The organism is Candidatus Pantoea communis (assembly GCF_011752685.1).
GTDB lineage: Bacteria > Pseudomonadota > Gammaproteobacteria > Enterobacterales > Enterobacteriaceae > Pantoea > Pantoea communis.
This window is the reverse complement of record NZ_VWXC01000002.1, coordinates 162760-189757: the sequence shown is the minus strand read 5'-3', so window position 1 is coordinate 189757 and position 26998 is coordinate 162760. Positions and strand designations below refer to the sequence as shown.

30 protein-coding genes and 1 tRNA gene are annotated in these 26998 nt (G+C 52.2%); 17 read left to right on the top strand and 14 right to left on the bottom strand.

Features of this window, described 5'->3' with window-relative positions; genetic code table 11:
- Window positions 1–17: 17 nt before the first annotated feature.
- From fliL to F3J37_RS04920, 9 genes are all read left to right on the top strand, one after another.
- The gene (gene fliL / locus F3J37_RS04960; protein ID WP_034824439.1) at window positions 18–503 is read left to right on the top strand and encodes a flagellar basal body-associated protein FliL; all 486 of its coding nucleotides are present in this window, start codon (window positions 18–20) and stop codon (window positions 501–503) included.
- 4 nt (window positions 504–507) lie between these two features.
- Window positions 508–1515, top strand: a complete 1008-nt coding sequence (fliM, locus tag F3J37_RS04955; RefSeq protein ID WP_166932195.1) for a flagellar motor switch protein FliM — start codon at window positions 508–510, stop codon at window positions 1513–1515.
- Window positions 1508–1915, top strand: a complete 408-nt coding sequence (gene fliN, locus F3J37_RS04950; RefSeq protein ID WP_034824445.1) for a flagellar motor switch protein FliN — start codon at window positions 1508–1510, stop codon at window positions 1913–1915. The genes fliM and fliN overlap by 8 nt, the downstream gene beginning before the upstream one ends.
- A gap of 2 nt (window positions 1916–1917) precedes the next feature.
- Entirely contained in the window at window positions 1918–2313 is a 396-nt protein-coding gene (gene fliO / locus F3J37_RS04945; RefSeq protein ID WP_034824448.1) for a flagellar biosynthetic protein FliO, read from the top strand.
- Entirely contained in the window at window positions 2313–3044 is a 732-nt protein-coding gene (gene fliP, locus F3J37_RS04940; RefSeq protein WP_034825234.1) for a flagellar type III secretion system pore protein FliP, read from the top strand. Before fliO ends, fliP begins: the two co-directional genes overlap by 1 nt.
- Window positions 3045–3121: 77 nt before the next feature.
- The gene (fliQ, locus tag F3J37_RS04935) at window positions 3122–3391 is read left to right on the top strand and encodes a flagellar biosynthesis protein FliQ (RefSeq protein ID WP_034824451.1); all 270 of its coding nucleotides are present in this window, start codon (window positions 3122–3124) and stop codon (window positions 3389–3391) included.
- Window positions 3391–4179, top strand: coding sequence for a flagellar biosynthetic protein FliR (gene fliR, locus F3J37_RS04930; RefSeq protein WP_160832785.1), 789 nt, complete (start codon window positions 3391–3393; stop codon window positions 4177–4179). The genes fliQ and fliR overlap by 1 nt, the downstream gene beginning before the upstream one ends.
- A 629-nt stretch (window positions 4180–4808) precedes the next feature.
- On the top strand, window positions 4809–5444 hold the full coding sequence (rcsA, locus tag F3J37_RS04925) for a transcriptional regulator RcsA (RefSeq protein ID WP_097116789.1): 636 nt from the start codon (window positions 4809–4811) through the stop codon (window positions 5442–5444).
- Between the two features lie 176 nt (window positions 5445–5620).
- Window positions 5621–7327: a methyl-accepting chemotaxis protein gene (locus tag F3J37_RS04920; protein WP_097116788.1), complete on the top strand. Its 1707-nt coding sequence runs from the start codon at window positions 5621–5623 to the stop codon at window positions 7325–7327.
- Window positions 7328–7405: 78 nt separating this feature from the next.
- Here F3J37_RS04920 and dsrB read toward each other — a convergent pair whose 3' ends face one another.
- Both dsrB and F3J37_RS04910 read right to left on the bottom strand, forming a co-directional pair.
- Window positions 7406–7600: a protein DsrB gene (gene dsrB, locus F3J37_RS04915; protein WP_034824463.1), complete on the bottom strand. Its 195-nt coding sequence runs from the start codon at window positions 7598–7600 to the stop codon at window positions 7406–7408.
- 67 nt (window positions 7601–7667) lie between these two features.
- Window positions 7668–7826 (bottom strand): YqaE/Pmp3 family membrane protein, encoded by a 159-nt coding sequence (locus F3J37_RS04910; protein ID WP_034824466.1) that lies wholly within the window; start codon window positions 7824–7826, stop codon window positions 7668–7670.
- Between the two features lie 318 nt (window positions 7827–8144).
- Between F3J37_RS04910 and yodD the strand changes: the two genes are divergently transcribed.
- The 3 genes from yodD (at window position 8145) to F3J37_RS04895 (ending at window position 10780) form a co-directional block, all read left to right on the top strand.
- A complete protein-coding gene (gene yodD, locus F3J37_RS04905; protein ID WP_038646324.1) occupies window positions 8145–8378 on the top strand; it encodes a YodD family peroxide/acid resistance protein in 234 nt (77 codons plus the stop codon).
- Window positions 8379–8738: 360 nt separating this feature from the next.
- Window positions 8739–9536: a mannosyl-3-phosphoglycerate phosphatase-related protein gene (locus F3J37_RS04900; protein WP_166932193.1), complete on the top strand. Its 798-nt coding sequence runs from the start codon at window positions 8739–8741 to the stop codon at window positions 9534–9536.
- Window positions 9537–9559: 23 nt separating this feature from the next.
- The gene (locus F3J37_RS04895) at window positions 9560–10780 is read left to right on the top strand and encodes a glycosyltransferase family protein (protein ID WP_034824481.1); all 1221 of its coding nucleotides are present in this window, start codon (window positions 9560–9562) and stop codon (window positions 10778–10780) included.
- On the opposite strand, the gene dgcQ is transcribed toward F3J37_RS04895, so the two are convergent.
- The 6 genes from dgcQ to F3J37_RS04870 form a co-directional block, all read right to left on the bottom strand.
- The gene (dgcQ, locus tag F3J37_RS04890; protein WP_166932191.1) at window positions 10777–12429 is read right to left on the bottom strand and encodes a cellulose biosynthesis regulator diguanylate cyclase DgcQ; all 1653 of its coding nucleotides are present in this window, start codon (window positions 12427–12429) and stop codon (window positions 10777–10779) included. The genes F3J37_RS04895 and dgcQ overlap by 4 nt on opposite strands.
- A 131-nt stretch (window positions 12430–12560) precedes the next feature.
- On the bottom strand, window positions 12561–12740 hold the full coding sequence (locus F3J37_RS04885) for a YodC family protein (RefSeq protein ID WP_034824498.1): 180 nt from the start codon (window positions 12738–12740) through the stop codon (window positions 12561–12563).
- 180 nt (window positions 12741–12920) lie between these two features.
- A complete protein-coding gene (locus tag F3J37_RS28355; protein WP_008105430.1) occupies window positions 12921–13052 on the bottom strand; it encodes a hypothetical protein in 132 nt (43 codons plus the stop codon).
- 39 nt (window positions 13053–13091) lie between these two features.
- A complete protein-coding gene (locus tag F3J37_RS04880) occupies window positions 13092–14003 on the bottom strand; it encodes a DUF808 domain-containing protein (protein WP_034824501.1) in 912 nt (303 codons plus the stop codon).
- An 11-nt stretch (window positions 14004–14014) separates the two neighbouring features.
- A complete protein-coding gene (locus F3J37_RS28610; RefSeq protein WP_034824504.1) occupies window positions 14015–14290 on the bottom strand; it encodes a hypothetical protein in 276 nt (91 codons plus the stop codon).
- A 70-nt stretch (window positions 14291–14360) separates the two neighbouring features.
- Entirely contained in the window at window positions 14361–14837 is a 477-nt protein-coding gene (locus F3J37_RS04870; protein ID WP_034824507.1) for a very short patch repair endonuclease, read from the bottom strand.
- 127 nt (window positions 14838–14964) lie between these two features.
- On the opposite strand from F3J37_RS04870, the gene dcm reads away from it, so the two are divergent.
- Window positions 14965–16365 carry a DNA (cytosine-5-)-methyltransferase gene (gene dcm, locus F3J37_RS04865; RefSeq protein ID WP_166932189.1) on the top strand — a complete coding sequence of 467 codons (1401 nt, stop codon included), beginning with the start codon at window positions 14965–14967 and terminating at the stop codon, window positions 16363–16365.
- A gap of 122 nt (window positions 16366–16487) precedes the next feature.
- On the top strand, window positions 16488–18089 hold the full coding sequence (locus F3J37_RS04860) for a methyl-accepting chemotaxis protein (protein ID WP_166932187.1): 1602 nt from the start codon (window positions 16488–16490) through the stop codon (window positions 18087–18089).
- Between the two features lie 45 nt (window positions 18090–18134).
- On the opposite strand, the gene F3J37_RS04855 is transcribed toward F3J37_RS04860, so the two are convergent.
- Together F3J37_RS04855 and F3J37_RS04850 are read right to left on the bottom strand one after the other, a co-directional pair.
- Entirely contained in the window at window positions 18135–18383 is a 249-nt protein-coding gene (locus tag F3J37_RS04855) for a hypothetical protein (protein WP_034824521.1), read from the bottom strand.
- A 76-nt stretch (window positions 18384–18459) separates the two neighbouring features.
- On the bottom strand, window positions 18460–19158 hold the full coding sequence (locus tag F3J37_RS04850) for a phosphohydrolase (protein ID WP_034824523.1): 699 nt from the start codon (window positions 19156–19158) through the stop codon (window positions 18460–18462).
- A 590-nt stretch (window positions 19159–19748) separates the two neighbouring features.
- Between F3J37_RS04850 and F3J37_RS04845 the strand changes: the two genes are divergently transcribed.
- The 3 genes from F3J37_RS04845 (at window position 19749) to F3J37_RS04835 (ending at window position 21546) form a co-directional block, all read left to right on the top strand.
- Complete coding sequence (locus F3J37_RS04845) at window positions 19749–20429, top strand: ASCH domain-containing protein (RefSeq protein ID WP_045815144.1); 681 nt, start codon at window positions 19749–19751, stop codon at window positions 20427–20429.
- 170 nt (window positions 20430–20599) lie between these two features.
- Complete coding sequence (gene mtfA, locus F3J37_RS04840; protein ID WP_166932185.1) at window positions 20600–21367, top strand: DgsA anti-repressor MtfA; 768 nt, start codon at window positions 20600–20602, stop codon at window positions 21365–21367.
- 103 nt (window positions 21368–21470) lie between these two features.
- A tRNA-Asn gene (locus F3J37_RS04835) sits at window positions 21471–21546 on the top strand.
- A 253-nt stretch (window positions 21547–21799) separates the two neighbouring features.
- Here the strand turns inward: F3J37_RS04835 and ybiX are convergent.
- The 4 genes from ybiX to F3J37_RS04815 all read right to left on the bottom strand — a co-directional run bounded on the left by ybiX (window position 21800) and on the right by F3J37_RS04815 (window position 26881).
- Complete coding sequence (gene ybiX / locus F3J37_RS04830; protein ID WP_097116735.1) at window positions 21800–22477, bottom strand: PKHD-type hydroxylase YbiX; 678 nt, start codon at window positions 22475–22477, stop codon at window positions 21800–21802.
- A 47-nt stretch (window positions 22478–22524) separates the two neighbouring features.
- Window positions 22525–24804, bottom strand: coding sequence for a catecholate siderophore receptor Fiu (locus F3J37_RS04825; protein WP_166932182.1), 2280 nt, complete (start codon window positions 24802–24804; stop codon window positions 22525–22527).
- Between the two features lie 361 nt (window positions 24805–25165).
- Window positions 25166–25333: a hypothetical protein gene (locus tag F3J37_RS04820; protein ID WP_166932180.1), complete on the bottom strand. Its 168-nt coding sequence runs from the start codon at window positions 25331–25333 to the stop codon at window positions 25166–25168.
- A 135-nt stretch (window positions 25334–25468) separates the two neighbouring features.
- A complete protein-coding gene (locus tag F3J37_RS04815; protein ID WP_034824533.1) occupies window positions 25469–26881 on the bottom strand; it encodes an EmmdR/YeeO family multidrug/toxin efflux MATE transporter in 1413 nt (470 codons plus the stop codon).
- Window positions 26882–26998: the final 117 nt, after the last annotated feature.

Sequence of the window (26998 nt, the reverse complement as noted above, 5' to 3'; positions counted from 1 at the left end):
AGGAAGTAACTGCAAACATGTCTGATAACGCGAAAGCTAAAGGCCGCAAACGTTCACTACTAATACCGGTGTTACTGATTGTAACGCTGGCCGCTTGCAGCGTGGCAGGCTATGCAGTCTGGCGAATGATGAATAAACACGGGGATGACAAACCGGAAGCGGCGAAAGTAGAGCCACCGGCCGCCCCTGTATTTTTTGCAATGGATACGTTTACGGTTAACCTGGTCAATCCTGACAACGATCCCGACCGTGTGTTGTACGTAGGCTTTACCCTGCGTCTGCCGGATGAGGATACCCGTCGTCGGTTGAATGATTACCTGCCTGAGGTGCGCAGCCGTTTACTGCTGCTGCTCTCGCGTCAAAGTGCCGCTCAGCTTGCCACAGAACAAGGTAAGCAGGCCCTGGTTGAGCAGATCAAACAGGCATTGGCGCCACCGCTGGTAAAAACGCAACCGCCACAGGTGGTCAGTGACGTGCTGTTTACCGCCTTCATTTTGAGGTGATTTAATGGGCGATAGCATTCTCTCCCAGGCTGAGATTGACGCGCTGCTTAATGGCGACAGTGACAGCGCGGAAGTAGAGAACAGTTCCAAAGGGACCGATGGCGATATCCGTCCCTATGATCCTAATACTCAGCGTCGCGTGGTGCGCGAGCGTCTGCAGGCGCTGGAGATCATTAACGAGCGTTTTGCCCGTCATTTTCGTATGGCGCTGTTTAACTTACTGCGCCGTAGCCCGGATATCAGTGTCGGTACGATCAAGATTCAGCCTTACCATGAGTTCGCCCGCAATTTACCGGTGCCAACCAACCTGAACCTGATCCACCTGAAACCGCTGCGCGGAACTGCGCTGGTGGTGTTCTCACCGAGTCTGGTGTTTATCGCCGTAGATAACCTGTTTGGTGGTGATGGCCGTTTCCCGACCAAAGTGGAAGGCCGTGAATTTACCCATACCGAGCAACGCGTCATCCGTCGCATGCTGAAGCTGGCACTGGATGGTTACAGCGATGCCTGGAAAGCGATTTACCCGCTGGATGTTGAGTACGTTCGTTCCGAAATGCAGGTGAAATTTACCAACATCACCACTTCGCCGAACGATATCGTCGTCAACACCCCGTTCCAGGTCGAGATTGGTAACCTGGTGGGTGAATTTAATATCTGTATTCCGTTTTCAATGATTGAGCCGCTGCGCGAGCTGCTGGTCAATCCACCACTGGAAAACTCCCGTCAGGAAGATACGCACTGGCGCGACAATCTGGTGAAACAGGTGCAGCACTCGGAGCTGGAGCTGATTGCCCACTTCGCGGAAACATCCATGCGCCTGTCACGTATTTTGCAACTGAAACCTGGTGACGTCCTGCCCATTGAGAAGCCGGACCGCATCATTGCTCACGTCGATGGCGTACCCGTGCTGACCAGCCAATATGGCACCATGAATGGCCAGTACGCGCTGCGTGTTGAACACCTGATTAACCCGATTTTGAATTCGCTGAACGAGGAACAGCCCGATGAGTGACAGCAAAAAACCGTCCGATGATATTTCTGCGGACGACCTGTGGGCTGAGGCAATGAACGAGCAGGCAACCACCAGCACGCCTGATCCAACCGAGAACGTGTTCAAATCGTTTGAAAGCAACGGTGCCAGTGGCTCGCTGCAAGACATCGATCTGATTATGGATATCCCGGTCAAACTCACCGTGGAACTGGGTCGCACCAAGATGACCATCAAAGAGCTGCTGCGCCTGACGCAGGGTTCCGTGGTGGCTCTGGATGGCCTGGCCGGTGAACCACTGGATATCTTGATCAATGGTTACCTGATTGCGCAGGGCGAAGTCGTCGTCGTGAACGACAAATATGGCGTGCGTATCACCGACATTATTACGCCATCTGAACGTATGCGTCGTCTGAGCCGTTAAGCATGTTAAAAAACGCGCAAATTGGCCAGCCTGTTCATAGCCAGCCGGTGGTCTCTACCGGTTCGGTGATTGGGCAAGTCAGCAGCGTGCTGGCAGTGATTGTTCTGCTGATTCTGGCCTGTGGTTGGCTGGCAAAACGCCTTGGCTTTGCGCCCAAAACCGTCAACACCCAGGCGCTGAAAATTAGCGCCAGCGTGCAGGTGGGTCGTCAGGAGCGGGTGGTGATTGTTGACACCGCCGATGCGCGTTTAGTGCTGGGCGTCACCGCCCAGCAAATTACCCATCTGCATTCGCTGCCACCGCTGCCACCTGAAGAGCTGGTGAACAAAACCGTGGCGCCGCAGGATTTTCGTCAGCTGTTCCAGAATCTGGTTAAACGTCCCGGAAAACCCCAATGATGCGTCGATTGCTTCCCCTCTTGCCGCTGCTGTTGCTGGCACCGGTTGCCCATGCGCAATTGCCTGGTCTGGTCAGTCAGCCATTGGCGAATGGCGGCCAGAGCTGGTCACTGCCGGTGCAGACGCTGGTGTTTATCACCTCGCTGACCTTTATTCCGGCCATCTTGCTGATGATGACCAGCTTCACCCGCATCATAATTGTTTTTGGCTTGCTGCGTAACGCCTTAGGCACGCCTTCTGCCCCCCCCAATCAGGTTTTGCTTGGCCTTGCGCTGTTTTTAACCTTCTTTATTATGGCGCCGACCTTCGACAAGATTTATAGCGACGCCTATTTGCCGTTCAGTCAGGACAAAATCAGCATGGACGTAGCGATCGACAAAGGCGCTCAACCGCTGCGTGAGTTTATGCTGCGTCAGACGCGTGAAGCCGATTTAGCGCTGTTTGCTCGTCTTGCCAACACCGCGCCGATTCAAGGTCCGGAAGCCGTACCGATGCGCATTTTGCTGCCGGCTTACGTCACCAGTGAACTGAAAACCGCTTTCCAGATTGGTTTTACTGTGTTCATCCCGTTCCTGATCATCGACCTGGTGGTTGCCAGCGTGTTGATGGCGCTGGGGATGATGATGGTGCCGCCGGCGACCATTTCTCTGCCATTCAAGCTGATGTTGTTTGTGTTGGTGGATGGCTGGCAGCTGCTGGTGGGTTCACTGGCACAAAGTTTCTACTCCTAGCGGCACACCTGGAAGTCGATGGCAACTCTCAATCCGGTCGGCCTGAAGGCCGCAACATATAACGCCAGGAGCGCAGCATGACACCCGAATCGGTTATGGTCATCGGCCAGGAAGCAATGCGAATTGCCCTGATGCTCGCCGCCCCGCTGTTGCTGGCGGCACTGGTCAGCGGTCTGATCATCAGCCTGTTACAGGCGGCCACGCAGGTCAACGAACAGACACTCTCCTTTATTCCTAAGATCCTTGCCGTTGCCGCCACCGCGGTGATTGCCGGCCCGTGGATGCTGAACCTGATACTGGATTACATGCGTAATCTGTTGACCAACTTACCTTATATCATCGGCTGATGATTAACCTCGATAGCAGCCAGCTGGTCCATTGGGTCGCGCAATTTTTCTGGCCGATGGTACGTTTGCTGGCACTCTTTGCCAGTGCGCCGGTGCTGAGTGAGAAATCCATTCCCAAGCGCGTGAAAGTGGGCCTCGCGGTATTGACGACCTGGATCGTCATTCCCGTGTTGCCTCCGGTGGAAGTCACGTTATTTACCCCTGCGGGTTTCTGGATCCTGTTACAGCAATTACTGATTGGTGTGGGGATTGGCCTGACGATGCAACTGGCGTTTGCCGCGGTGCGTATGGCCGGTGAAGTCGTGGGATTACAGATGGGCTTATCCTTTGCCACCTTCTTTGATCCTGGCAGCCGCCTTAACATGCCCGTGCTGGCGCGTTTTCTCGATATGCTGGCCATGCTGCTGTTTCTGACCTTCAACGGACACTTGTGGCTGATTTCGCTGCTGGTGGACAGTTTTCATACTCTGCCGATTAACGATCAACCCCTCAACGCCAATGCTTTTATGGCGCTGGTGAAGTCCGCCGGGTTAATTTTCCTTAATGGCATGATGTTAGCGCTACCCTTAATTGTTTTATTGCTCACGCTAAACATGGCACTAGGTTTGTTAAACCGTGTTTCACCACAACTCTCGGTTTTCGCGATCGGCTTTCCGATTACCTTAACGGTGGGGATCCTCAGTCTGGGTATGATGATGCCGCTACTCGCCCCCTTCTGCGAACATCTCTTCGGCGAAGTCTTTGATTTACTCGCCCAGTTTGTCTCAGAACTCTCCCGCGCACGCTAATTAACGTTTCTGTAGAAGTTCTTATGCGATAGTTAAGTATTCAAAATCAATCTGTGCATTTTTCGAACCATATTTCTCAGAAATCAACTGAGGTTATTCTGATAAATGCGCATTTCTTGGGAAAATTATTCTTATTAAACGGCGCTTCGCGTATTTTAGTCAGACGATTCCTAAGGTGATAAACCTTGAGAATTGGTTGAATAAATGCTCAAAGGGCTGTTTTTAAACAAAAAAAATATTGCAGCGATTTTTCTTGTCTAAATCCCTTTTTTCCGGCATTGTCAACACTCGCTGAAACGTCACACTTTCGCGATTCAAATGTTTTTAAGAATTGTCCTATCAGATTTGTCTGTGACTTGCGCGATAGTGACAGGGCTCTCAAAAACAGAGCGAATTACACACTTAATGCAAACTCCCGGCGATTCCCACTATCGCGGGGACAAGAGTGACGTGGAAGTAACACAAAAAACTTCGCAGAAGGGTTCAGGGATAGAGTCATGATGGCGCACGGATATCATTCGCCAGTCTGCCGAGCAGAATAAAAAAGTGTCTTTGGAAATCTCTCTCGTACCGCAAACGCGTATTCATCGTTGATTTAAACGGATAACAAATTGGTGAGGGTCGCTATAATGCCAACGATTATTATGGATTCATGTAACTACACACGCCTGGGATTATCAGACTATATGTCGGCCAAAGGAGTTAAAAAGAAAAATATTACTCCGGTCTCTGATATTGAACAACTGCAACAAAGATGTGAACAGTTAAAGCCTGGTGTCGTTTTTATTAATGAAGAATGCTTCATTCATGAATCCGATTCCAGCGATCGTATTCGTGCTATTATTATGCAGCATCCAGATACGCTATTTTTTATCTTTATGGCGATCTCGAATATCCATTTTGAGGAATACCTCTACGTTCGTAAGAACCTGATTATTACGTCAAAATCGGTAAAAACCTCGACTCTGGATTCACTGCTCGGCACTTACCTGCAAAAGAAACTCAGCGCTACCCCGCGTATTTCAGCAGGCCTGGATGTTCACCCACTGACATTAAGTCAGACTGAATCAAATATGCTGAAAATGTGGATGTCAGGACATGACACCATTCAAATTTCAGACAAGATGCAAATTAAAGCCAAAACGGTATCGTCACACAAAGGTAATATAAAACGCAAAATTAAGACACATAATAAACAGGTTATTTATCATGTGGTGCGACTGACCGATAATGTGACCTCCGGTATTTATGTCAACGTGCGATAGTTCTGCATGTAAACAGTTTGAGTAAATAGCCGTAGCCGACAAAGGGCCAATCCGCAGATTGGCCCTTTGTCGTTTTGCCTGGATCTGCGAGCCAGGTCTCACTTCGCCCCCTAATCCTTTAGCCTAAACTGCCGATGCTTGTTCTCAGAACACCTACCCAAAATGAGAGCAAGGATATGAAAACAGCATCGATTGATGAGCAATATAAGCTCAGCATCTGGCAGAACCTGCGCCTGATGCCTCTTTTCAGCATGATCTTTGGTGGCATTCTGCTGCTTTTTGCCCTGTGTATCGGCCTCGCCAGCTATTTTTTAATCCAGAGTAATAATTCCCTCAACGATGCGACGGATGAAATTCAAATCCGTATGGGCATCTCTAATAGCTCAAACCATTTGCGTACCGCTCGTCTGAACGTGCTGCAATCCGGCGCCGCTGCCCGCATCGGTGAAATGGACGGCTATCGTGCCGATCTGGCGCGCACGGAGACCCGCATCAAGCAAGCGCGTGACGGTTTTAAAACTTACATGGACCGCAAGGCGAAAACGCCGGAGGATATCGCGCTGGATGCGCCACTCACCGCGGCATTCAATGACTATATCGACAAGGGATTGAAGCCGATGATTGAGTCGGCTAAGCAAGGCAGCTTCGAAGGGATCGTGGCGCAGGAAACCGACGTGACACGCAAGTTGGATGATGCGTATAACGCGGTATTACTGAAAGCGATAAAAATTCGTACTGACCGTGCCGAAGCGATCAACGCGGAAGCTGCGCACCAGTCCCGCGTTGGCTTTATTGCCATGGCTGTGGCCTTTGCTGCTGCACTGGTATTGGTGCTCCTCACCTTCGTCTTCCTCCGCCGTGTGGTGATCAGCCCGCTGCGTCAGTCGGTTGAGCGTATTGAGCGTATTGCGCAGGGCGATCTGACCGCACCGGAACAAGCGTATGGCCGTAGCGAGATCGGTAGCCTGTTGCATAATCTGCAACTGATGCAGGCCGCACTGGTGCGTACCGTAGGCACCGTCCGCGAAGGCGCCGTTGCCATCTATCAGGGTTCCAGCGAGATCTCAGCCGGTAACACCGATTTGTCTTCACGCACTGAGGAGCAGGCCTCCGCGCTGGAGCAAACCGCTGCCAGCATGGAACAGCTTACCGCGACCGTGAAGCAAAATGCGGAGAACGCCCATCATGCCAGTCAACTGGCTGCGGATGCTTCCGGCAAAGCCCGTAGCGGTGGTGAGTTGGTGCATGGCGTGGTGAAAACCATGAACAATATCTCTGGCAGCTCGAAGAAAATTGCTGAGATCACCAACGTCATTAACAGTATCGCCTTCCAGACCAACATCCTGGCGCTGAACGCGGCGGTAGAAGCAGCGCGTGCTGGTGAGCAAGGACGTGGTTTCGCCGTCGTAGCGAGCGAAGTACGCAATCTGGCCCAGCGCAGTGCCCAGGCCGCGAAAGAGATTGAAACGCTGATTGCCGAGTCGGTTGATCTGATTAATAACGGTTCACATCAGGTGGGTGAAGCCGGCTCAACCATGGGTGAGATCGTCGAGGCGGTGCGTCGCGTCACCGATATTATGTCGGAAATTGCCGCCGCCTCCGATGAGCAGAGCCGTGGCATTCAGCAGGTGAGTCTGGCGGTTACCGAGATGGACAACGTGACGCAGCAGAACGCCTCGCTGGTGGAAGAAGCCTCTTCAGCGGCAGCCTCGCTGGAAGATCAGGCGGGTCGTCTGACACAGGCCGTTGCGGCATTTAAACTTAACGATTCACCCGCATCGCGAGTGATGGCACCTTCATCAGGCACCCTGAAGGCCCCGACGCTGACACCGCGTCCAGCATTGGCAGCGGCGAACAGTAATGACAACTGGGAAACGTTCTAAACCTTCTCGCCGTCATTGATGGCAGCGGTTGATATGCATCAGGTGCACCTTATGTGCACCTGATTTTTTTATGCAGTCTTAAGCTTCCTCGTAGGGCTCAACAAACACCCCTTCCGCATGGTCGCTTTCATTAAAGAACCAAATCCCCAGCGGATAATCCTCCAGCGCCACCAGGTACATGGTCCCTTCATTAAAACCTTCAACTGCCAGTACCGTACCCACGCGACGTGGGCCGCCATCGGTTTTTACCGTTACGCGGTCATTCACCTGCATTGATTACTCTCCAGATATTGTCCTGAATACAGTGTAACGGAAGAAAATGGCGGCCGCCTGATCCGGATCAGCGTCGGGCGATGACCCACACGGCATGCACAATGCCCGGGATATAACCGCACAGTGTGAGCAGGATATTCAGCCAGAAGGCACCGCCAAAGCCCACCTGCAGAAATACACCCAGCGGTGGCAGTAAAATCGCAATCACAATTCGAATAAAATCCATACTAACTCCCTGATATCACTTCTTTATCGTCAAGCTTTAAGCATAGCCGCTGATTCGATTGATGAGATGACAGACGGGTAAAGTTCTGTCAAACCGCGGCTTTTCACTTTCTTAACAGTACGCAGAGAGACTTCTGACGCGGGTAGCCCGTACACTTCTTCGTACTGCACCAACCCCAAAGGCGCAGTCAACCTAAAAGTAACAAGGATTTTTGCCCGCGCAGCGCGGGCTTTTTTTTGCCTGAAATCTGCCCTTTCCTGCCCATTCTTCCCGTTGTCTATACTGATAAAGAATCTCATCGCCTCTGGGAGGCCGACCATGACAACCGCAAAAGAGTACAGTGACAACGTGCAGCGCGAAGTGAACATTGACGTTGAAGCATTGCTGGAAGCGATTCAGAAGAAAACCTCAGGCGAGGTTAAAGAGTTCATGGAAGCGGAACACGCTCACCGGGTGAAAGTGAATGGTGAAGCCTATGACTCTTATATCGAGCTGGCTGAAGCATTTGAACTCGATATCCGTGACTTCTCGATCACTGAAGTTAACCGTTGAAATCGATTTCAAAAAAATACCCGGCGGGATGGCCGGGTAAAGTAAATCAGTGAATTCGTTACACCAGGAAATTCTTAACACCTGAGTCAGACTACGCTTTAGTCAACACAAGACAAGTCCCAATCTTGCGTATAAAACGAACAAAAATGCATTACCTTCCCCATTTGTTACCGAAAACACCGTGTGACTGCTGTGTTTCTTAAATGCACAACCTGTGCATGTCCCTTATTGTTACCGTTTTGTTTTAAGATTTATCCTGGAAATTGACGCAGTAGACTCGCAAAAAAGTGTGATCTTCATAACGCTATTATACTGATTACTCTCTGCTTTACGGACGCGCCTGGCGTAAGGAGTGTGTAGATGCTCAGACTTAACTCGTCGCTGATGATTGTGACCGATCTCGATGGCTCGCTATTGGATCATCATGACTACAACTGGGATGCCGCCAGTGAATGGTTGCAGCGCCTCAAACAGCAGGCGATTCCCGTGGTGTTCTGTTCCAGTAAAACGGCCGCTGAAATGATCCCCTTACAGAAACGCCTGGGTCTTTCCGGTACCCCTTTCATCGCTGAAAACGGGGCGTTTATCGCTTTTAATGGCGAGCAGATTGCAGCGGAGGAACCGGGCGAAAATTATCTGGCGCTATGCCGCTCACTGAAAACCTTGCAATCCACTTTCCGCTTCAGTGGATTTCACGACTTTAGCGATGCGGAAGTGGCTCGCTTCACCGGATTAACCCTGGCCGAAGCCAGCCAGAGCAGACTGCGCGATGCTTCAGAAGTCATACTCTGGCGCGATGATAGTGAAAAGCTGGAGGATTTTCGTATGGCGCTGGCGGAACACAACCTGGCGCTCACCCAAGGGGGACGATTCTGGCATGTGATGCCCGCGGGCTGCGGTAAAGGCATCGCACTGCAGCAGCTGCAGCAGCATCTCGAACAGCGCAGTGGAGAGAAGCGGACCACCCTCGGCCTCGGTGATGGCCCCAATGATGTGCCGATGCTGGAGCAGGTCGATTATGCCGTAGTGATTAAAGGATTCAGTAAAACCCCGGTGATCCTCACGCGCCGCGATCAACAAAATGTCTATCACACCGCGCATGCTGGCCCGCTGGGCTGGCGTGAAGGGCTGGACTATTTTCTCGCGCAACCCGAATAACCCTCTGACCTAAGGATGAGAAAATGAGTGATTTTTACCAAAATGGTGTCATTACTAACTTTCATAATCTCACCCAACGCAGCGTTGAATCGCTGGAAAAAGAGATGGTACGTTTCGCGCGTAAACGCAAAATGGGGCTAATCCTGCCTTCCCTGTTCTCAGAACTGGAAGGTCCGGCGCTGGATAACATCGTCAATGAGCTGGCCAAAGTGCCTTATCTGGATGAGATTGTCATCGGTCTCGATCGTGCTGACCGCGACCAGTTTCTCTTTGCTCGCGAGTTCTTTTCTCGTTTGCCACAACGCCATCGCATCCTGTGGAATGATGGACCGCGATTGAAAGCGCTGGATGCTGAACTGGATAAAGAAGGGTTGTCGCCGAGCCAGCCGGGTAAAGGACGCAACGTGTGGTTCTGCACCGGGTATACGCTGGCCTCGGATCGCACCCAGTGCGTGGCGCTGCATGACTGCGATATCGTCACCTATGAGCGCAGCATGCTGGCGCGCTTGCTCTATCCGCTTGCCAATCCCGCTTTCCAGTATGAGTTCTGCAAAGGGTTCTATGCGCGCGTCGCGGACGGCAAGCTTAATGGCCGTGTAGGCCGCTTGCTGGTCGGCCCATTACTGCGTTCTCTGCAAAAGGTGTATGGCCACTCTGAATACCTCGATTACCTCACCAGCTTCCGCTATCCACTTTCCGGCGAATTCGCCATGCGCACCCACGTGCTGAACGGCATCAAGATTCCCGGCGACTGGGGGCTGGAAATTGGCGTGCTGTCGGAGATCTACCGCAACTACACTACGCGACAAACCTGTCAGGTGGAAATTGCCGATAACTACGATCACAAACACCAGCCACTGGCGGAAGAGGATGGCACGGGCGGCCTGAAACGCATGAGTAATGATATTGTGCAGTCATTACTGCGCAAGCTGGCGACCATGGGCGTGCCGCTCACCAGTGACTCATTCCGCGTGCTCAAAGCCACTTATTATCGCAATGCGCTGGATATGATGGAGATCTACAACCACGAAGCGACAATGAATGGCCTGAAGTTTGATCAGCATATTGAGGAAGCGGCGGTCGAGATGTTCACGCAGGCGATTCTTGATGCCGGGCAATCCTTTATCGAGCGCCCCAATGAGAAACCTTTTATTCCCAGCTGGAGCCGCGTGCAGTCGGCTTTCCCCGATATCCTTCAGCGGATTTATCAGGCGGTCGAAGAGGATAATGAAGGCAAGGTTTAATCTTCTGCCACCACGCGGTTGCGACCGCCGGTTTTCGCCAGATACAGGCGGCGATCGGCGGTGGCTTGCAGGCTCTCGGCATGATAATCGCCCAGCTCTTCGCTACCGGTCACGCCTGCCGACAGCGTGACGCTAAACGTGGTGCTGGCATTCACCAGAATCGTTTTTGCCGCTAAACGCGCACGGATGCGTTCCGCAACTGCACTGGCATCCGCCAGCGTAGTTTCCGGCAGTACAATACAAAACTCCTCTCCGCCGATACGGCCCGCCACATCATATTTACGCAGCGTATGGCTAATCACGCCCGCCACCCGAATCAATGCCTGATCGCCTGCCGCATGTCCCCAGGTATCGTTCACTTTCTTGAAGTGATCGACATCCAGCTGAATCACCGCGAGGGGCGTTTGCTGCTGCTGGCTGCGGGCAGAGATCGCCACAAACTGTTCAAAGAACGCATTGCGATTGAGCAACCGCGTCATACCGTCGTAATTGGCGCGCCAGGTGAGTTTGGCGGAGAGATCGTCCATACGGCGCACCAGACGAATAATGACCTGATGCACGACCAGCAGTAGCAGTACAAACAGCAACCACATGCCGAGCAAGAACAGCGATACGCGGCCCAGTTCCTGTGACATCCCCTGCCTCAGGCTCTGAATATTCACGATATACGCGTCCACATTCTTTAATTTGCTCCAGCTGGCAAACTGGGTGCCAAGGCGCATCACACCTCCAGGCAGTTGCCGGATTCGGCTCTCCAGACGCTCCTGCTGTTCTGGCGTCAAGGGCTCATCGTTGGGTGCATGCAAGCGAGTGATTTCATTTAACGAGCGGTCCACCATGAGCAACTTGCCTTGTAGCAAGCTGTGCCGTGCTTCGGCCATCAGCCCATGTATCCGCGCCTGGGTGAAATCCATCGACAGTACACCGTACCAGTAACCATGACTGACGATCGGCGTGCTCACTGTCATCATTAACCCTTCGTGAAATTCACCCTGATAGGCTTCACTCCAGCGCAATCGACCGCGCTGCGGATTATCCGGTGCCTGATCGCGAAAATAGGGACGCTCCGTCATGGTGGTATAGCTTTCTATCAGCTCTTGCGGACTTTGCGGAGGCCTTGAACTGATAAAAAAACCGGCGCGCGAGATATACCAAAAGCGTGAGTGAAAATCCTGTCCCGGGTCGCTGAACTGCATGATAAAGCTGAATTCCATGGCGGCGCGCAATTCCGCATTGATGTGATCGCTGTTGCGCAGCAGCAGGGGATCGCGCATTAACCAACTGTCACTCACGCCATTCAACGGCATACTGCGCAGGCTGGCCAACTTTAACTGCCAGGTCGTTTGCTGGCGCAATTGTTGAAAGCGGGTAATGGCTTCGCGCGTTTGACTCGAATCCAGCGGATGCATCAACGCATAGTTGAGCATTCTCTCGTAATACGTCAATTCATCGATGCTTTCCTGAAATCGGCTGTCGAGGTTTTTCTGGATTTCAGCCAATTGTGCGCGCTGACGCTCCTCATAGTTATTTTTTAGCTCAATCGCTTCATGCACGGTAAGGAATGCAGAGAACAAAAAGACCGCCAGAAAGCAGAGATGCACCGGCAAAAAAGGATTACCTGTGCGTGGCGTCAAAGGCGAAGTGGGCATGGGCAACAGTTATTCAAAAAAGGGCGGATGCGAAAAGTGTAGTCAGCAGGAGAAAAGTCGTACAGGCAGGGATCAAAGGAAAATCAGATAGGTAAAAACGCAACGGGACGGATTGACCGTCCCGCACACGCTTAGCTGGCCAGCTGGCGCGCTCCGGATAAGTGACTCAGTTCGTCACTACGGAACGCCTCGCGTCGCACGCTGTAGCCATCATACCAACGACACTCTACCATTCCGCTGGCATAGCCGGTCACCACCATCGTGGGTCCGCCCTCTTTGTGCTGAACTTCATCACTGATCGCAAAGGTCATACCGCGCCCTCCCTTTTTCCGTTGAATGAACGGATAAAGTTATAGCAGCTGCACCCCATTTACGCCTATAGGATAATGTTATTACTGTGACGAAATCGGAATAAGCAGTGTAAAATGTTGTTTATAAAAAAAGCCGATAAAAATTATTATCGGCTTTGAAACACTTTCCCGGGTGGGAAATCAGATTTTGCAACCTTCGCAGTCCGCTTCGTCGCTGATATCAGCCGGGACTTCATTGGCTTTTTCAGCCGCTTTCGCTTCAGCCTGTTCCAGCTGCGCATCGATATCAAATTCAAACATATCGTCGTTCATCATCGTTCTCCTGACCCGTGATTGATAAATTCCTGCGCTTTATACCGATTTACCGCGTACTTTCGCAACCAGATTTACCGCCAACAGCACGATCGACCCAATGATAAAGCCGAGTACCAGATTGGCACCGTTGCTCAGTAAGGCAGAGATAACGCCATGGAAGCCGCTGCTGTACTCCTCAATCGCGTGATGCAACGGCGCGATACCGTGCACAATAATGCCGCCTCCGACCAGGAACATTGCCACCGTGCCCACCACCGTTAACACCTTCATCAGCCAGGGGGCCAGCGCGAGTAACGCACCGCCAGTCGCCTGAGCCAGCGTGGAGGACTTTTCCCGCAGCCAGTATCCGAGGTCGTCGATTTTCACGATCATCGCCACGATGCCGTAAACACCAATCGTCACCAGAATCGCAATCCCCGCCAGAATCAACACCTGATTCAACAGCGGCGCTTCAGAGACAATCCCTAAGGTGATTGCCACAATTTCCGCAGAAAGAATGAAATCTGTGCGTACAGCACCTTTCACTTTATCTTTTTCGAACTGGCGCGGATCCTGCTGCGCCAGCTTATCCAGACGCTGTTGACGTGCCTCCGGGCTGCTTTCTGCCTTATCGTGATTCAGGCTGTGCAGCACCTTTTCCACGCCTTCATAGCAAAGGTAAGCGCCGCCCAGCATCAACAGCGGTGTGATTAGCCAGGGCGCAAACGCCGAGATAATCAGCGCCAGCGGCACCAGAATTAATTTATTGAGAAATGATCCTTTTGCGACGCTCCAGACCACGGGTAGTTCACGGTTGGCTTTTACGCCGGTGACCTGCTGCGCATTGAGTGAGAGATCATCACCCAATACGCCAGCGGTCTTCTTTGCCGCGACCTTGCCCATCACTGAAATATCATCAAGCAGCGTCGCAATGTCATCCAGAAGCGTGAGTAAACTGGTTCCTGCCAAAATAGTTATCCTTATTCCGGTTCGTGATCCTGACAACAGGGGCATCGCTCAACCGCCGTCACTGACATATCAGCGATGCCCGCACAGTCCCATTCGACGCGAAGTGTTTGCCCGGCAAGATCGCCAGCGTGCACATATTTGCTGACCGGACTTTCCGTCATTCCGCTGATCTCCTCGGTGGCCACCAGTTGCTCGCCTAAATAAATGCGTGCCGTTGCATGGGTGTTCACCATCCGCTCATCACGGAGTTGATACAGGCGTTTGACCGTCAGTTTGATGCTGCTCATGGCTCGATTCCGCGTCCCAGAGAAAGAGAAGATCTAAACCGTTATGGCGGCTAAAAGCAACAATCGCACGCTATTCAACACGATAGTGATGCAAGCCTTGATGATCGATTTCGCCACTGTGCATGGCGGCCAGCAGCCACTCTTCCAGTCGTTCAATCAACGCCTCGTCTTCAAGGCGCAATTTTCCGCGCAGCGCGCACTCCCAGACAATCAGTACTTTCCAGCCGCTTTGTTGTAACTGCCCGATATAACGGCGGTCGCGTTCAACGTTGCTGTTAATTTTGCCGTTCCAGAACTCAGTGCGCGTGGCGGGCATCTTGAATAAATAGCAGTGATGGCGATGCCAGAAGCAGCCATGGACAAAGATAATCGCCCGCTCGTGTGGCAAAACAAAGTCTGGCCGACCCGGCAGCGCTTTATCTTGTACACGATAGTTGAAGCCACGATCTTTCAAAATCAACGCGATACGCTGCTCAATCGCCGTGTCCTGATTGCGAATGGCACGCATATTTTTGCTGCGAATAGCTTGCGAATGGACGTCGACCATGGCGTCTCCTTTTTATTGGGGCTTCTACAACTTTAGCGGTTTGGCGTGAAAGCGAAAGGCACGCGCAACAAGTGTGTGAAGACGCGAGGAGTGATAGCATAGCGGCTTCACTGTTAAGGAAAAACGCATGCTTGCTATCGATCCCGCCGCGACGGTTTCACCCTCCTCATTTTCTTCCCCTTCGGATGACGCCACTTCGCTGTTAATGCAGGTTCTCGATATCTATGCCGCACGCGATGTGGTGCAAACCTTAACCGAGGCGGGCGGATGCGACTGGAGCGTGCCGCGTCTGAATCGTATTCGTCAGGGCAAAAGCGCCGTCCCTGCCCTTTCCAGCGATGAAGTCAGCAGCCTGCAAGCGTTGTTGCCTTCGCGCCCTGCGCATTACGCTGCGCCTAAATTTCAATTTGTCGATCTATTTGCCGGCATCGGCGGGATTCGTCGTGGTTTCGAGCAAATTGGCGGCCAGTGCGTGTTCACCAGTGAATGGAATAAAGAAGCGGTTCGTACTTATAAAGCCAATCACTATAGCGATCCGCAACGACACCAGTTCAATAGCGATATTCGTTTGGTGACGCAGCCCGCAGGACTCACTGACGAACAGGCGATTTATCAGCACATCGACCAAACCATCCCCGATCATCAGGTGCTGCTGGCGGGTTTTCCCTGCCAGCCGTTTTCACTGGCCGGCGTCAGTAAAAAAAATGCGTTAGGTCGTGCGCACGGTTTTGAGTGTGAAGCGCAGGGCACGTTGTTTTTCGATGTTGCCCGCATTCTCGCTGCCAAAAAGCCGCCGTTCTTCGTGCTGGAAAACGTGAAAAACCTCAAGAGTCATGACAAAGGACGCACCTTCGCCATCATTATGGCGACGCTGGATGAACTTGGCTACGACGTCGCCGATGCGGCCGACAGCGCAACACCCGATGCGAAAGTGGTGGATGCGCGCCATTTCCTGCCGCAACATCGCGAACGCATTGTGCTGGTCGGCATTCGCCGTGACACAGGATTGAGCGACGGTTTTTCACTGCGCGCGCTGTCAAAACTCTATCCGCAGCAGGTGCCCACGCTGCAAAGCTTGCTGGAGCCGACGCCAGATGCGAAATACATCCTGTCGCCGACACTGTGGAACTATCTCTATCAATACGCCAAAAAGCACAAAGCCAAAGGCAATGGCTTCGGCTTTGGTCTTAACGATCCCCGCAATCCCAACGTGTGTGTTCGCACCCTGTCCGCGCGCTATTATAAAGACGGCTCAGAAATTCTGATCGACCGCGGCTGGGATCAGGCGCAGGGGGAAGCGGATTTCCAGCTCGCCAGCAATATGGCTCTGCGTCCGCGTCGGTTAACACCGCGCGAATGCGCCCGACTGATGGGATTTGAGGCACCGGGTCAAAGCCAGTTCCGTATTCCGGTCTCGGATACCCAGGCATATAAGCAGTTTGGCAACTCCGTGGTGGTCCCGGTTTTTGCTGCTGTGGCACAGTTACTTTCGCCGCTTATCGAACAACATCTTAGCCAAAACACTTAGCGCCACAGGTCCACAATTTCCTTTAGGGACGCGTATTATGCTGTTTTGCGCTGAAACGCGTCTATTGTCACCAAACTGTCACGCCCGCTCTCAATACTCCTTTTTATTTTTGGGGGCGTTAGATGTCACTCCTTTCTGTAATCTCGTTACCGCTGCGTTTACGTACACGTCTTACCTGGCGCTTGCCGCTTTGGCTCACCAGTCTTCGTAACCAGTTTTTGCTGTTTATCGTGCTGTTCTGTCTCCTGCAGTTCGCGGGCGTACTGCTGCTCAGCAATCACGTTAATCAGACGCAAACGTCACTCCAGCAAGCCAACCAACTGCGGGAAAGATTGGCCCTGCTGGATAAAGCACGTATCGAATTGCTCACCGCCAGTGATAACAGCCACCGTGCTGGTATCTATTTAATGCAGGATCAGCAAAGTGGCTCAGTCGATAGCTGGAAAAGTCTGGCGGCCGCCTCTGATGATTCGTTAAAAAAAGCGCAGGCACTGTTCACCGCCTACCATGCTAAAGCAGACAGTCCGCTGGCTCAGGGCTTTGCGATGTTAGCGGAAGGTTTGCAAGAGCAGTTGAAAGGGTTAGCGGCCAATGACATCAATGCCTTCTTTATGGTGCCGATGCAGGCATTCCAACAGCAGTTTAACGATGCCTGGTTCAGCGAGATTGAACAAGCCAACCATCAGTTGAGCAGCGTCAATCAAAATACCCTCAGTACGCTAAAGCAGAGTCGCAACATGTCGCTGATCGTCAGTGCCATTTTGATGGCGCTGCTGGTGCTGGCCTCCAGTCTGTTGATGCGCGGCGTGCTGTTGCCGCTGCGTCGTGCCAACCGGCAGCTGGAGCAGATTGCCACCGGTGATTTAGTCCCGAGTTATGATACGCCACGCCGCCAGTGCTTAGAGACGCGCCAGCTGTTTCAGTCGATCGAATCAATGCGTTTCGGTCTGCAGCAGATTGTCAGCGACATTAATACCGTTGCTGTGAGCGTGGCGGCGGGTGCAGAAGATATGCAGCAGCATAATGAACAGGTGATGCAGCAACACCAGGCGCAAAATGCCAGCTTCCATCATCTGTCACAGCGTTTACATCGCGTGTCTGAAGAAGTCGAAATTGGTGCGCAGTTCTCGCAGCAGGCCACGCAGGAGGCACAGTCAGCCGATGCCCTGATGCGCAACTGCGCCACGGAAGTCGACAATATGGAACTCAAAATGCAGCAGATCGTTACAGCTTCGGGTGATATCGCCGGAATTGTCGGCATGCTGGATAGCCTGTCGATGCAAACCCGTTTGCTGTCGTTGAATGCCGCTATTGAATCCGCCCACGCCGGATCGTACGGTCGCAGTTTCTCCGTTGTCGCCAAAGAGATGGGGCTGCTCTCGCAAAAGAGTGGTGAATCAACGCGTCAGATTGATGGTTTAATTCAGCACACTCAGCAGCAAGTGAATGATGGTTTTGACAAAGTGAAAGCGCTGGAAGTGTTGTTTACTCAAATCAGCGGTGCGGTTTCGGGGGTCGTAACGCAACTCGATGAGTTGCAGCAAAATAGCACTGCGCAAAGTCACCGCGTCAGTAAAATTGCGCACGAAGTGGTGGAGATGAGTAATCAGCTACAGCAAAACGAAGCGCTCAACGCCCATCAGGTCAATTCGGCTACGCAACTGCGTGAACTCTCTGATCGCCTCGCCCAGCGGGCACAGCAATTCCGCGTCGATGCCGCTTGAGTACAAAGATAAAAAAACCCGTCAATGACGGGTTTTTTATATCGCTTATTTTTTCTTTTTGCCTTTCTTCAGCAGTGCACGTACCTGCTTCAGTTCAGACGCGGAGAGCTGTTCAGCCACCGCTTCTTCGGTATTCAGACTATCAACAGCCGGTTGCTCAACCGCATGTAAACTGGCCTGCAGGCGGTTAACGATCTCCTGACTCATGGAGATTTGGTTATCGGCGGCTAACTGTTTGATGTGCTCTTTCAGCGCCGGGTCAATTTTAATGGTTAAGTTAACGGTCTCGGTCATCTTCATACTCCCTTTTGATTTACAACAACGTAGCGGAAGAAGATGAAAGTTAACAGACTGTCATAAAAATTTAATATTAAGAGTGTATAGGGCTGAAATCCCTTAATACTGACTCATCAATGCTGGTGAGATTGCCCTGCAATTCCGCGCATAGCTTAGCCATAAAGTGCACCAGGAAATCCGCGTTATGCTCCGCCAGCAGGCGCCCCGCTTCGGTTTGCATGGTTTCGGGCAAGCGTAAAAGTTTCTTCTGGAAGTGATCCAGCGTCCATTTCACATCGTCTAATTCACGCTCTTTTCCTAATGGATCTTCGCTGTCAAACAGCGGACGGCCCAACGCCCCGGCAGTGTAGAAAACGCGTGCGAGGCCGATAGCACCTAAAGACTCGAGGCGATCGGCATCCTGAACAATTTTGGCTTCCAGCGTCAGCGGCGTGATGCGTGCGCTGAAACTGTGCGCCTGGACGGCATGGGCGACACCCTCGAGCAGCTCCAGGGGGAAATCGGGAAAGTCCTGCTGCAAAATTCGGCGTGTCTCTTCAGCGGCATAGGTGGAAGCCAGATGGCGCTCTGGATGGTTTTTTGGCAGGTTGACCACATCATGGAAGTAACAAGCGGTAAGGACCACCATAGGATCGGCTGCACTGTGCTGCATGATGCGCGTGGCGCTCATCCAGACACGACGCAGGTGCGCGATATCATGGGCTTTATCATCGTGCAGCCAGTTTTGCTGCAGCCAGTTCTCGTAGCGTTGTTGCCAGCGGGTGAGTGACATCGTGCTTCTCCTTATTGCTGTTATAAAAGCACCGCCAATTCAGGGTGCTGCTCCTGGGGACATCATAGCGGTCTGGTCGTGACACTTTTTTTACATCCTTCCTGGATGTGCAAAGCGTAAAAATGCGATCCCGATCTTGTTATAGCGCTGTTAATGTCGCTTTCCCAGCGGAGAGCACGTTTTAGGCATTTCCTTAGCGTCATTTCAGTTAAATAACTCTGTTAAACAGGCGTAATCTATTTCTACCATCAACAGTATTCACGCTTTTGAATTATTCCAGTTAATGATGCTAACTATCACAAGGTAAAAGCGATAAACACTCACGGGAAAATCTGAAAAGATTCCCATGCAGGCCGTTATAACGTACTGTATAGGGGATATTTCTGGTTCTCTCTCGCCTGAGAAGGCATTTCCAGCATGTATTTTGCTTAAGCGCCATTTTTAAAACCGGAATATGCAGGAATAGCCTGATACTGAGGCGACAAATTATTAAGCAAATTGATTCAAACCCATTATGCTAACTCTCACATCTGCTGATGCGGGTGATTCGTCGAAGTTTTCCGGGTGAGTAACACTACATGAGGTACGTAATGAAAGAACGGCCGATTCTTTTTTCCGAACAGCGGGTCCGCGCCCTGCTGGTTGGCCAGCAGACGCAAACCCGGCGCATTATGAAAACCCAGGCTTTTGGCCCAGGCCAGGATCATCACGAAGGCGTGCATGCATTTGACGTTAGCGCCAACCATCTGCATGGCTATAAATTGATGTCGATGGCAGATGTCAGCTCTCACTGCCCGTTTGGCCAGGCGGGTGACCGATTGTGGGTGCGTGAAACCTGGCGCGGCCCCATCGTGCCAGAAGAACAACTCGCCGAATATGAACGCGATCCACTGCCGTTCCGTAGCCCGGCTTTCTGTCAGTATCGTTCCGACAGTAATGAACTGGGTCAGTTGGATGAAGATGTGGAGCACGCCGAGCAGTTTGGTTGGCAAACGGCGATTCATATGCCGCGCTGGGCCAGCCGTATTGATTTGGCGATTACCTCGGTACGTGCTGAAAAGATTCAGGACATCAGTGAAGATGACATCATGGCTGAGGGTGTACAAACGGATACGCACTTCCTGAATAACTTCTTTACGATGAACATGAACGCAGAATCGCCGAAAGAAGCCTATCGTAAAGCGTGGCAGAAGCAGTATGGCGCCACCAGTTGGGAAGTGAACCCGTGGGTATGGGTGATCGAGTTTCAACGCGTTGATCGCGAGAGTTAACTGTCTTCAGCCCTCACCCGCCTGGGTGAGGGCAATTTTCCTGCTTTGCCATCTTAATCACAGAAAAAACCTTCAGTAACTGATTGAATACACGGCTTTGATTCCGCGCTGGCATTTTTCTTTTTGTCGCGCCAGGATAACCCTTTCCGCCCTGCAGAGTGAGTCGCGCGATGTTCAAATGGCCATGGAATGCGCAGATAGATACCACTGTCACGGCGCTTCCCTGGCAACAGGCGCTGGCGCAACCGATCTTTTCACTGCTCACGACTGAAGAGCAAAGCGCCCTGACCACGCTTGCCCAACGCTTTCTGCAACAAAAAAAAATCTCGCTGTTGAATGGGCTGCAACTCGATGAACGGCAGCTGGCACGTCTTGCCTTGCTGTTTTGCCTGCCCGTGTTGAAGCTCGGTCTGGAGTGGCTGGATGGCTTTCATGAAGTGTTAATTTATCCCGAACCGTTCAATGTCGATGACCGTTGGGAAGACAGCAGCGGCTTAGTCCATCAGGCTCCAGCGGTGCATGCCGGTCAAAGCTGGACGCAAGGCCCGGTGGTATTAAATGCGTTGGATATTCAGGACTCTTTCGATCTTTCCGGCTACAACCTCGTCATCCATGAAATTGCGCATAAACTCGATGCACGCGGCAGCGGCTATACCAGCGGTATTCCCGTCATTGCCTTACGAGATGTCGCCCAATGGGAGAAGGACTTGCTACAAGCGATGGAAGAGATAGAGGCGGAAGTGGAGTTGGTGGGTGAACAGGCGGCAACCATCGATCCCTACGCCGCCAGCGATCCCGCCGAATGCTTTGCGGTGCTGTCGGAGTACTTTTTCAGCGCCCCAGATTTACTGGCGAATCGCTTCCCTGCGATGTATCGCCACTTACAGCAGTTTTATCGCCAGGACCCGATGGCGCGTATTGCAGCAGGTTCTGCTTAAATCGCGATCGCTTTGTACTATTGCTAGCCAGTTGAATACAAATGTATTTTTAGCTGTTGACACATTAATGAGGTGCCATTAATATGCGCCTCGTTCACACGATTCCTCTGTAGTTCAGTCGGTAGAACGGCGGACTGTTAATCCGTATGTCACTGGTTCGAGTCCAGTCAGAGGAGCCATATTTAGAGAAACCCGCTCAGGGAAACCTGAGCGGGTTTTTTGCTTTTCATCACGTTGCGTTCCCTCGTCTCTAAAAAACTGGCATCGACATCCTGTGCCAGATTCTGATCGCAAAAGGGTCATTTTTGAACCTTTCATACCCTTTTATGTATTTTTGACGCCCACGTTCCCAATGAAAACACGCCAAAGGTTCAAAAATGAACCTTTGAGCCATCAGGTTGTGTACGAGCACTCGGCAACTGCCCTCATTCGCTACACTTCCGTCCAACCGCGCAGCAGGTTGTGATACATGTTCAGCAGAGACAGCAGCTCCTCGCTATCGCCATGACGCGCTTTGAGGCTTTGGATATTACGATCCAGTTCAAACAGCATGGCGCGTTGTTTATCATCACGCACCATCGATTGAATCCACAGAAACGACGCCACGCGCGCACCGCGCGTTACCGGAGTGACACAGTGCAGGCTACTCGAAGGGTAAAGCACCAGATGGCCGGCAGGTAATTTCACTTTGTGCTGACCATAAGTGTCTTCAATCACCAGTTCGCCGCCGTCATAACTGTCAGGTTCACTGAGAAACAGCGTGGCCGAGAGATCGGTCCGCATCCACCCGGCAGCACCATTATGTCTCACCGCGCCATCAACGTGAAAACCGTAGGTTTCACCCTGTTCGTAGCGGTTAAACAGCGGTGTAGAAATAGAGCGCGGCAGTGCAGCAGAAAAGAACAGCGGGTTGTTGTTCAAAGCCTGCATCACTGCTGTTTGCAACCGATCATAAAGCGGCGTACGCGTATCAATCTGCTGATTATTTTTTACCGTTGCGCCCTGGCTGCCCACCGTGGCGCGTCCGTCAATCCATTCGGCCTGTTGCAGCAGCGAACTGAAATTTGCCACCTCTTCAGGCGTCAGCACTGCAGGAATGTGATACATCATCGCGGTGTTCTCTCATAAATAGGGGCGCGAACGCCCCACGTTGACTCTTAGAAATGGACGTTTGCCGTTAACAGGAAGGTACGTGGCTCACCCGGATGGTAGCGGTATCCACTCTTATTGATGGAAGCCACATAGTGGGTATCGAAAATATTGTACGCGTTGAGCTGCAGATCGAAGTTGTTATTAACCTTGTAGCCCAGCTTCGCATCTGCCACCCAATAACCTTCAGTGTGGTCTGGCGTGCCTACCGCGCCATCGCTGCCGCGACGCAGACTGCCCACGTAACGCGCCCCCGCACCAACAGAAATCGCATCAGTGGCCTGATATTGCGTCCACAAGGTGAAGGCGTGTTTCGGTGTATAAGCGATAGCAGATGAGCCATCCTGAGCAACGGCTGCGCCTTCTTTCACCGAAGCGTGCTGCTGGGTGTAACCGGCAATCACTTCCCAGTCTGGGGTGATGTTGCCAGTAGCTGAAAGCTCATAGCCCTCAACGCGTTTTTTACCGGTTTGCGAATAAGTGCCGTCGTCGTTGGCGTCCACTTCATTCTCGATATCGGTACGGAACAGTGCAGCATTCAACAGCAGGCGTTTATCCAGCACCTGCCACTTGGTTCCCACTTCGCTTGATTTGGCTTTTTGCGGTTTGAAATCAGTGCGGTTAGCACTATTGCCGGCGCCACCTGCCGCCAGCGCAAAGCTGCTGCCGCCTGGAGGCTGCTGAGAAATAGCATAGTTGACGTAAACATTGCCCTGCTCGGTCAAACGATAGAGCGCACCCGCTTTCCAGTTCACCAGATTGCCAGACTTGGCGGTATCAACGGTGGTGAGCGGCGTGCCACGTGCGATGCCCGTTGGACACGCCAGCGCACCGCGCCCGGTGCCGCCACACGCCGTAGCACTGTCATAATCGGTGTGATAGCTATCAAGACGAATGCCGCCGTTCAGCTCGAAGTTTTTGGTTATAGCCAGCGTATCGAAGGCATAGATTCCGGTGGTATCGGTCTGCCCGTTGGCATTGGCGCCGTTGCGATCCAGCCCTCCCACGGAAATGCTGCTGATCGGATGATAGATATTCACCGCAGGCGCAGTAATGGCGTTGACGCCGTAGTTGGTCTGGTTTTCACGCGTGAACTCCACGCCAGCACTGACATCGTGCCCCACTGAACCGGTATAGAATTTCGAGGTAATATTGGTCTGGTTAGTAAGGATGCGGTTACTGACATCTTTCAGGTTTGCGTTGCGCGTCCAGGTCCAGGTGCCAACATCATTAGGATTTGGCGTGGTAATGGTGCTGCCCATTACCGCGGTCAGCAGATACTCCTGCTTCACTCGCGACCAGCGCGTGGTGTTGCGAATCGTGGTGCTGTCACTGAGATCGTGCTCGAAGCGAATAGTGCCGCTATCGGTGGTGGATTTGTCGAAATCGGAATCGGTGCCGTAATAATTACTGGTCGCTACTTTACCCGAATGATTAAGTGCAGAGGTGGCTGCAGTCGGTGACGAGTATCCCGGCAGGCCGATGGTCGGAATGCCGCCATCTGGCGTGTTGTTCTGATGCACATGCAGATAGTTCAGATACAAACGCGTTGACGTATCCAGACCGAATGCCAGTGAAGGCGCGACACCATAACGCTCATTTTGCACATTATCGCGTGCGGCATCGTGGGTTTTCTCGCCCATAAGATTGAGGCGAAACGCGCTGTTGTCGTTGATAGCCTGGTTATAGTCCAGCGTACCGCGGCGCATCCACGCACTACCGACACTGGCCGACGCATCCAGGCCCGTATCCAGACGCGGCTGCTTACTGATCATGTTAATTGAACCCGACGGCGCGCTACGACCGTAATCAGTGCCAGACGGCCCTTTAATCACTTCAATCTGCTGAGTATTAAAGGTATCGCGTGTCACGCTACCAATATCACGAATGCCGTCCACGTAAATGCTGTTTGAAGTATCCATGCCACGCATATACACGGCATCACCGGTCGAAGAACTGCCATTTTCCCCGGCGTAGAACGCCCCCACCCCCGGCACATTTTTCAGCGCATCGGTCAGGTTATTGACACCTTGATCTTTGATCACCTGATCCGGAATGACCGTCATGGTGCGGGTGGTATCCACCAGCGGACGGGTAAATTTGGGGTCGGCAGAAGTATTAGGCGCATACAGAGAAGGCGTTTGCGCTGTCACCACTAAAGTGTCGTCAGATTTTTTGTTGGCATTATCAGCGGCCAGAGCAGCAGCAGGAGAAATACCAATACATAGCCCGGTGAACAGGGTCAGCGAATTGAAACTGCCAAACGGCAAATTGCGATTGTTATCCATTTTAAAAAGTAAATTTCTTATCGTTATTGACGGGCTTATTGCATCAAGCAAACCAAAACACTCAAGGTGCCATGGTCTCCACTGCCTTGAGATGCAACACCTAAACGATAACGCCAATGGTTATCATTTACTTTTTTATTCTTGCATGAAGCGCAACGGCTTGGGAATACATTTCTTTACGGTAGCCTTACATAATTAATACAATCAGTGCCAGCAGGAGGGTTGTGTCAGGGTTTGCTCAGGAAGTGGTCAGGAAAGGACAAAATTCAGGCACAAAAAACCCGCTGGACAGGGCAGCGGGTTTTTAAGCAGAGCGCACAGTTCATTCCAGTAACTGTAGCGCATGGTGTGATGGAGTTGCTCATCGCTCATAGTAGCGATACACCGACGGATGGAATTCAATCCCATAAAGCTGGCTAACCGGAATCAGCAAATCAATATGATTGCTGAGGTCGAACTCACGCTCTTCAGCGGGTTGTGATGTGGCGTTGATCAGGCGATGGAACCACTGTGACAGCGTCGTTTTCATCGTCAGGTTCTCCAGTAATGGTTGACCCTGACAGTAAAACCTAATTTGCTTTATAACCAAAACGATTAGTTATGCGATGGAATCCCAATTAATGCATATATTGAAGGCCGCCGTCTGCTACGACGGCCCACTCCGTTATGCCCGGCTCTTCGCCAGCATACGACGGTAATTATTGAGCCATTTGCCGCTGGTCAAACGGAACCAGAAGAACACACCGCGCACTGTCCAGTCAAGGAACATGCCCAGCCACACCCCGACCACGCCCATACCGAGCATGATCCCCAGCACGTAGCCGGCAACCACGCGCGCACCCCACATGCTGAACATCGACACATACATGGTGTATCGCGCATCGCGCGCGCCTTTCAAACCAGCAGGCAGCACCCAGGATGCGGTCCAGATTGGCATAAAGGCAGCATTAAGCCAGATGAGATGTTTGGTGACTTCAATAACTTCAGGATCGCGGGTGTAGAATTTAGCCAGCGTGCCCGCCAGTGGTACGGTGATCAAGGCCAGTGTGCACAGCCCAATCATCGCCAGCCAGAACACATGTTTAATCTGCCTTTCCGCCTGCATCACCTGATTTTTACCCAGCCGCTTACCGGTAATGATGGTGGAAGCCGAACCGAGGGCGTTGCCCGGAAGGTTAATTAACGTGGCAATGGAGAAGGCGATAAAGTTACCGGCGATTTCATTGGTGCCCATGCCTGCCACAAAGATCTGCGTCAGCAATTTACCGCCGTTAAACAACACTGACTCAATACTGGCCGGCACCCCGATCCCCAGCACTTCCATCAGGATGTTGCGATCCCAGCGTCGGAAATAGCTGGCGATGCTGATTCTTAACGCCGGCGTAATGCCACGATACAGCACATAAATGGCCGCCGCCGCGCCGATATAGCGTGAGATGGTTAATCCTAACCCGGCCCCAACGAAGCCCATCCCTTCCCACCCCATCGCACCATAAATCAGTACGCTACTGATCACGATGTTAAGGATGTTCATGCCGCCATTAATCAGCATCGGAATTTTAGTGTTTCCCGCTCCGCGTAGCGAGCCGCTACCGATCAGCGCGATCGCCGCGGCTGGATAGCTCCACGCCGACGTTTGCAGGTAGCTCAGCGCCAGTTCCTTCACCTTGGGTTCCGCGCTGCCCGCGATAACATCGATAATCAGATGTCCCCAGATCTCAATCACGATCACCAGCACGAATGCCAGCACCGTCATCAAGCCCAGCGACTGCCGCGTAGCTGCGCGCGCGCGTTTGCCGTTGCGCTTGGCGAGACTAAAGGCCACCACCACTGTGGTGCCGAGATCAATCGCCGCAAAGAAGGAGATAATCACCATGTTGAAGCTGTCGGCCAGACCGACGCCCGCCATCGCCTCTTTCCCCAGCCAGCTCACGAGGAAAGTACTCAGGACGCCCATCAGCATCACACAGAGGTTTTCAATAAAGATGGGCACGGCTAATGGGGTAATTTCACGCCACAACAGCGTGCGATAAGAGCGACGTTTCGGATACCACGCCGTATTTCTGACCGCCCGCATCACTGCTACGCCAGGATTTTGCAAGGGAGTACCAAATCACTTTGGAGAGGAAGAAGAGTAATAATGATGATAGGCCACTGAGAAATATGCAAAGTGTTTCCCATCACCATTTAATCA